General features: G+C 65.3%; 3 protein-coding genes and 1 pseudogene. 3 read left to right on the forward strand and 1 reads right to left on the reverse strand.

Features of this window, described 5'->3' with window-relative positions:
- Nucleotides 1-1,282, reverse strand: a pseudogene (locus MJ797_RS25165) (ISL3 family transposase); the annotation flags it as partial.
- Between the two features lie 586 nt (nt 1,283-1,868).
- Here MJ797_RS25165 and MJ797_RS25170 point away from each other — a divergent pair.
- The 3 genes from MJ797_RS25170 to MJ797_RS25180 form a co-directional block, all read left to right on the forward strand.
- Nucleotides 1,869-3,233: a toll/interleukin-1 receptor domain-containing protein gene (locus tag MJ797_RS25170; protein WP_239341976.1), complete on the forward strand. Its 1,365-nt coding sequence runs from the start codon at nt 1,869-1,871 to the stop codon at nt 3,231-3,233.
- An 886-nt stretch (nt 3,234-4,119) separates the two neighbouring features.
- Complete coding sequence (locus MJ797_RS25175) at nt 4,120-5,490, forward strand: hypothetical protein (protein ID WP_239341978.1); 1,371 nt, start codon at nt 4,120-4,122, stop codon at nt 5,488-5,490.
- A 671-nt stretch (nt 5,491-6,161) separates the two neighbouring features.
- Nucleotides 6,162-6,499: IS5 family transposase (locus tag MJ797_RS25180; RefSeq protein WP_239341980.1), on the forward strand; the 338-nt coding region annotated here is incomplete at its 3' end.

The following is a 6,499-nucleotide window of genomic DNA, read 5'->3' on the forward strand; positions in this document are numbered from 1 at the left end:
TGGTGTTCACGCCTTCGGTTCCGCCGTTGCTGTAGGGCACGGTGAGCGCGTTGTTCACGGCGTCCCGGTCGAGTTCGAGGCCATGGGTGGAGGCGTGCAGGTGGGGCAGGTCGGCGTCCCGTGCCGTGGTGATCCACTCGTCGAGTAGGTGGGCGTTGCCGTCGGCGGGATGGAGGAGCCCGGCGAAGCCACGGACGAGTCCGGCGAGTGCGATCATTTCCGGGCAGGCGGTGGTGATGCCGTCGAGCCGGTCGCGTTGGCTGTCGGTGAGGGTGTCGGGTCGGGTGAGCAGGAGCCGGGCGACACGCCGGGGCGAGATCGCGGGCCGGTCGGAGTCGACGCGGCCCTGGTTGATGTAGCGGACGAACAGGTTGTAGCTGCCCGTGTAGCCCTGCTGTTTGATCTCGTGGAACAGGCGCAGCACGGGCACGGCGGGCTGTTCGGCGCGGCGGCGTTTCAGGTAGTCGCGGTAGGGGTCGACCAGCGTCGGCCGGTAGAGCGGAGCGCGCACCAGCCGTTCCGGTTCTCTGGCCCGCGCGTAGCGTTTGACCGTGTTCAGGCTGAGGTTGAGTCGTCGGGCGCAGTCGAGAAGACCAACACCCTGGCCGAGCAGATCATGGACCTGCGCCCAGCGTTCCCGAGTCGTCTGGGCGCGGGGACCGTCGTTGGGTGGCGGGCCGGCTTTCGCCCAGCAGCCGCTGTGCGCGGCGACCTCTTTGAGCGTCACCTGGGCGAGGCCGTGCCACAGATGCCACCGGTCGCTGCATTGGACCGCCTCAGGCAGGGCGCGGCGGACCGCTTCGGCATAGGTTCCGGAGCCGTCCCGGCAGACCACCTCCAGGCCGGGATGGGTGCGTAGCCAGGCCTCCACCGCGTCGGCACCGCGGTCGGGCAGGACGTCCACCCGGCGGCGGGTTTGCGCGTCGATGAGGATCGTGGCGTAGCGGTGCCGGCGGCGCAGCGCGAAGTCGTCCACGCCCAGCACCTGTGGCGCCGTGACGGGCGGGAGTGGCAGGCGCAGCAGGCAACGCAGCGCGGTCTGCACCGACAGGCATACCGTCAGCGCGGACAGCACCCGCACACTGCCGCGGCCGGCTAACTCCCGGACGACCACACCGATCTGCGCGGCCAGTCTCGGGGTGCGCCGCTGGTACCGTTCCAGTACTCCGGGTAGCTGCTCACGGAACGTCTGCCGGCACCCGCGCGTCGGACACACCAACCGGCGGACCCGCACCACCACGACCAGCACGCGGCGCGCGTCGAGCGCCACGTCGGCCACCGTCATTCAGACCTGCCGATATGATCTAGAGATTTGAGTCGGGTATGTTGCCGCATACGGGACAGATCGGCGCGCGGACTCCTTGATCATAAAGGCTCGATCTGATCAATTTTTAACTGTATGTAATTAACCAGCAGGGTCGGGGTCGGCCGCAAAACCGACCCGTCCGGCCAGCCGTAGGAGACCGGGCCGCATCCAACAGCACCGAAAGGAGGAGAAACTGGCCGCCGACGCCGAGGTTGAACGCCCGGCACCCGACGCCGAACGGGTCGGCTCCTCAACCCGCTACTGCACGGTCCGCGTACAGGGCATAGAGGCGGAGAACATCACGACGAAGCCATCCGGCCGACGTGTTCCACCTCGGCTTCTTGATCGGATCTGGCTCGGGCGGGCGCAGCGCGGTCGGCGCTTGCGCTCACCACACGAGATCCGATCACGACCGGTGGTCCTTGAGGCCGACAGCGTGACCGTGCCGATAGGCTCCTGATCGGGAGACGGGATGGAGGGACGGCAGGATTCATGAATGGCAGGGACTTGAGCTTCGGGTTGCTGATCGACACTCGCGCTGTCCTACGGGCTGGTTCGCCACATGCCTGATCGTCACCCCGTCATCGCCGACGGCGTCGATCGCGCGGTTGCCGCTGGCCGGGTGCGTAAACTGGCGCAGGACTTTTCCAACCTGCCGAGCTGGGGAACTGGCCCCCAGTCTGGGGCATCCCATGAGATGCGACGACGATTCCTGACCTTGGTCGACGAGGCAGAACGCGTCCTTGAGCAGATGCTCGTCGGTGACGACTTCGCCTTGGCCTTACAGACGCCACGCTACGTGAGTTTGCTTGAGGGACGGGTTACTAATGATCAGCTGTATCGGACCATCGCCGCCGAACAACGCCGATGGCTGCGTGCCTTGGAAGAGCTCCTTACCGAGCTGGAACGGTCGCCCCGTCTACCCGAGGAGACGGGCTCCCCGATCGGCACGATTGCACCATCCGCACTGATACCGCCGAAGGCGTTCATCAGCCACGCCAGCAAAGACAAAGATCGGTTCGTGCTAGGATTTGCGGCTAGTTTGCTGGCGCAGGGAGTTAATTCCTGGGTCGATAAGTGGGAGTTGCAACCGGGAAGCAGCCTCCCGAAAGAGATCTTCGATGGTGGCATCGACGACTGCGACGTCTTCATCATCGTGCTGTCCGAGTACAGCATCGATAGCAAGTGGGTACAGGAAGAGCTGGACGCCGGTGTGGTGCTCGCCATCGAGGGCAGATGCAAACTGATCCCGGTAGTGCTCGATGGCGTGGAGATACCGCAGCCCCTGCGTCACCGTAAGTATGTGGTCATCCAGGACCCGAGTGACTACGACAAGGAACTTGACGAGATCGTCAGGGGGATCTTCAACGTCAGTTCGAAACCAGGGCTGGGGCCGCCGCCGGGATACGTCGAACCCTCAATCGAGGTACCTGGCCTGCTGCCGACAGACAACACCGTCCTCGGGTTGGCTGCTGAGCAGGCTTTTGCGAGCTGGTCACCGCCATGGAACTTGGATGTCAATGCCCTACAGGCTGCAACCGGGCGGCTCGGGATCGGCGATGACGGCTTCTCCGAGGCGATGGAAGCGTTGGGGCGTGCTGGCCTGCTGAAGCTTCATAGGATGCTGGGTGGTGCGCTTCGCGCATCGATCACTTTGCCAGGTCTCATCGCCTACGCTAGCGCGAAACGACCCGATTTTCGCGCGATACGGCGGGCCGTCATTGCGGCCTTGCTCAATGCGGAGGGACCGCCGCCTCCGCTTGAGGGTCCTGAAATCGCGGAAGCCGTCGATGCTCCGACGTGGCTGGCGGAATTGGTCTTAGAAGAACTGAAGGCAAAGAATCTCATCGGCATGAGTCGAGGGCTCGGCAATCTCGTCAGGATCAATCAGGTCTCGCCAGCGCTCCGGCGCGAGTTGGATAATTGAATCTTGTTGGATCAATATCCAATAGCTCTCGGTTACGGCGCCGGCCAGCTCAATCGGTCCAGGTAACCTGGGTCGCCGTCGATCAGACGGGTGATGGCGTCATAGTCGATGCTGCCCATGGGATCGCCGAGAAGGGCCTCCAACCGGCGGGGTGGAACGCGATCACGCGACGACCATGGCGTAGCCATCGCGGGCAGGGCCAGCAGGAGTCAAATCCTTTGGGCGCACATGGTCTAGGACCGAGCCGGCGGCGTCGAAGAGCACGAGGACGGTGGACAGACCACGGCCCGTCAGTTCGAGTCGCCGTACTGAGCTGGATCATCGGCAGACATACGATACCTGACGGCCACGTTCCGAAAGCGGCGGGCGGCCAGCACAGATCTCCAGGATCTGATCCCGAATCTCGGGATCTTGGTCCGCCGTCGGTGCTGTTTCGCTGTCGTGGGCCGAGGAGACGGGTACTGTTGCCCTACCTGCTGACGCCATGCAGGGCGTGATCTGATGGCGACCATATTCTAGCAGGCCGGGAGGGTTATACAGAACTCTTCCATCAAGATCTATAGTGGCGCCTCGACCGGTGTCTCGACCTGCGGCGATGCATGATCTAGATCATGCAGGATGGGAGTTCTGAATAAGCCTCCGGGGGTAATGCGGGCTTTTGAGGCCCAATCTCGGTACGTGCAGGCCATCACGCTTGCGCTCGCTGGCCAGGCGTCCCGGCGGTATGGTAACCGTCGGCTGCCTCCGCCTCGTCATGGCACAGACTACCGCGGGGATGCGAATGGCTCAGTCGTCCGATAACGATCTTCTAGATCTGTCGAGGTGTGCGCAGCTTCTCGGCGTCTCGCGTTGGTGGCTGTGGTGGCAGGTCCGTACGGGGCGCTTCGTGAGACCGGAGAGCCACCGGGACGGCGCCTCCTACTGGACCGAGGTGAGCGTCTATTCGTGGGCGGCAGACCCAGCCGTGGGCTTGTCCTCACAGGTACCGCTGCGATATTGGCCTCCGGCACGTACGCCAGCGGCATACCTGGGCGCAAGACCGGTCGCGGCCGGCAAGGCTATCGCGCTGAGGTGGCAGACCGCCGCGGGCGGACTGGCGATCGTGTGGCCACTGTCCGGCCAGACCCACAGCTTTCGGGACGTCGGCGAGCAGCTAACCGACGCGTCAGGGATCGCCCTGGTCGAGTGGGACTTCGGGATCACAGGTCCGGCCGTCACGGATATCACCCGCGGCTCGAAGGGCGGCGGTCTCGGGTGGAAGACGTTAGCGCAGGTGGTGGGAAGCCCACTTCCTTACTGGCCCACCACCTTGCGGGTCCCGCGGCTCATGTTGGACTGGCGCCCGGCACATGAGACTGTGATCAGTCCGGCGACGCCTGATCTCGACACCGCGGTCCTCCTGCGCCTCGCGGCCAGCTACGAAGACAGCCATCCGGCGGCGCGGACCCTGCTGAACCTCGCCCGGATCTGCCAGCACCGGTCCACCGAGGCGGCGCTGCATAACCTCGAAATTCTGGACAGGACATCGGACGCAGACACCGCCGTTGTCGCGGCGCGTCCCATGGCGGTCCCACCAACGGAATGCGAGGATCTGGATGTCCACCAGAGGCGGGCCGGGTGGCTCGATGTGCTCAGCCGGGCCGACACCCTCGCCGCGGACTGTGTGCGCGAGCTGATGAAATGGGACGGCGGCAAAGATCTTCCCTTTGGTCAGATCGAGGACGCCGATCCGTCCCGCCCGCATGTCGCTGAATGGGCAAGCCGGCTCAAGCCATCCCCCCACACCGCCGCCTTCGAGATCTTCGGCTCTCGACATGGCGTCACGCTGATCGATCCGGCGACCGACGCTCCCGCGCTACGCACCACCAGCCGCGATGGGGAACGAATTCTCCTCGCGAGCCCGCAGAGGCTTCCCGCGACCAGCCCGCTGGCAGAACTCATCCTCGACGAGCCCATCTGGGTCCGAACCTCGGACGGAACTCTCTATCCCGCTCCCCAGGACGCATACTTCGGGCTCAGCTGGGGCTATGGAGGTACGGGGCCCGCGTGTCTGGCGGACATGATCGACCGGCTTCTTCGCGATATCACCGCGCCCGGCGCCGACCTGTCCGAGTCCCCACCGGACTCCCTGGTGCGCCTGACCGGACTCAAGCTCCCGGCCGGAACTGTTCTCACCCGTGCGCAACTCGAAGCTGCTCGCGGGGGAACATGGTTTCCCGACGCACCACAGGACGAAGACGATCCGGCGGAGGAGTAGCCGTTCGGCTTGCTCTGATCTGTCGGCCATAGCGGACAGCGGACTATTGTCGGGCGTCCTGCCCTCCAGGGACCAGTGGCTCCGCCGGAATCCCGAGCGCCGGCTTTCGCGCTTGGAAGGCCACCTGGTTGGCGACGGCGAGCGTACTGACCACCGCGACCGGCCCTGACGCGTGCAGGTTCAGCCAACTGGTGGCCGGCGGACGCGACATCGACGAGTACCGCGACCACGCCGATGGAGCTATGAGCGGTTTCGCGGCCACCGCCGAGGAACACGGAGCGCGCTCTGCCTTCTGGCGGGCCGGCGTGCCGGCACTGGTGGGGAACACACCCCATGGCCTGCGCTGGTCGACCGCTTCCAGCGCGTTCTCGACATCTCCGACGATTCCCACTGGCGAGACGTCGCCCAGGGGGAGGCGATCGTCGGAGCTGCACCGCCGTAGGCAGTGGACCGCGCCGGTCTGCGACGCCTGCTGGCACGTCGACGGTGGGCACTCGATCCCGAGACGGCGCGGTGGGTTATGGGCGCCGGCATCGGCCATCTCCGCTCTCAGCTATCCCAGATGCCCGCCGCCGTCTACAACACACCTCCACACTAGGGCCTGTTTCATAAGTGAGTAGCCGTGTGATCCTTATGCGTCCCGTTTGTGATCGGTTTGGAACGATCGCGATGTGGGACGGGGGGATCTGACGAACGCCCAGTGGGCTGTGCTGGAACCACTGCTGCCCAAGGGAAAGAAGCAGGGGCGGCCACCAGTCTGGACGAAGCGCCAGCTCATCGACGGGATCCGGTGGCGGATCCGGACAGGTGCGCCGTGGCGGGACGTGCCAACCTGCTATGGGCCGTGGCAGACGGTGTACGGGCTGTTCCGCCGCTGGCAGCGGAACGGCACCTGGAAGAAGATCCTGTCCGGGTTACAGTCCCGGGCAGACGCAGCCGGGCTGATCACCTGGGATGTGTCGGTGGACTCCACCGTGGCCCGCGCTCATCAGCACGCGGCGGGCGCGTC

The sequence above is a fragment of the Protofrankia sp. CiP3 genome, assembly GCF_917627345.1.
Lineage (GTDB): Bacteria > Actinomycetota > Actinomycetes > Frankiales > Frankiaceae > Protofrankia.